This is a genomic window from Candidatus Protofrankia californiensis (assembly GCF_900634765.1).
GTDB lineage: Bacteria > Actinomycetota > Actinomycetes > Frankiales > Frankiaceae > Protofrankia > Protofrankia californiensis.
The window spans coordinates 1-492 of record NZ_CAAAFT010000198.1 but is presented as its reverse complement, the minus strand read 5'-3'; the positions used below and the strand labels follow the sequence as shown (position 1 = coordinate 492).

The 492-nt window shown below is 74.6% G+C and carries 1 pseudogene; it reads left to right on the top strand.

Going from position 1 to position 492, the window contains the following annotated elements:
- Positions 1-492 (top strand): annotated as a pseudogene (locus tag DD1DGNOD_RS10830) (LLM class flavin-dependent oxidoreductase); the annotation flags it as partial.

Below are 492 nucleotides of genomic sequence, written 5' to 3'. Positions count from 1 at the left end.
CTCCGGGCTCAGTTACGCCTTCCTCTGCGTCAACCAGGATCCGGAGGTGGCCGCCCGCGCGCTGCGCCGCTATCGCGCGTTGTTCGCCCCGGCCGAGGAGGGCGACCGGCCGCTGGCGCTCCTGGCCACCCGGATCTGGGTCGGGGATGACGACGAGCACGGGGAGGCGCTGGCCTCGCCTGAACGGCTCGCCGTGCTCGACTACCTCACCGGCGACCCGCGTCCGCTCGAGCCCGTCGAGCGGGCGCTGGCCCGCCGTCTCACCGACGCCCAGCTCGCCGCCCGCGACAAGCTGGACTTCCGCGGGGATGTGGTCGGCGGCGTCGACCGGGTCGCCAGCCGGCTCGCCGAACTCGTCGAGGCGAGCGGGGCGGACGAGGTGATGGCCATCTCCAACATCCACAGCCCGGAGGACCGCCGGGACTCCTTCCGGCGGCTGGCCGTGGCCGTCGGGCTGTGTCCGGCGCCGGTGGCCACTGAGCGAGCGAACCC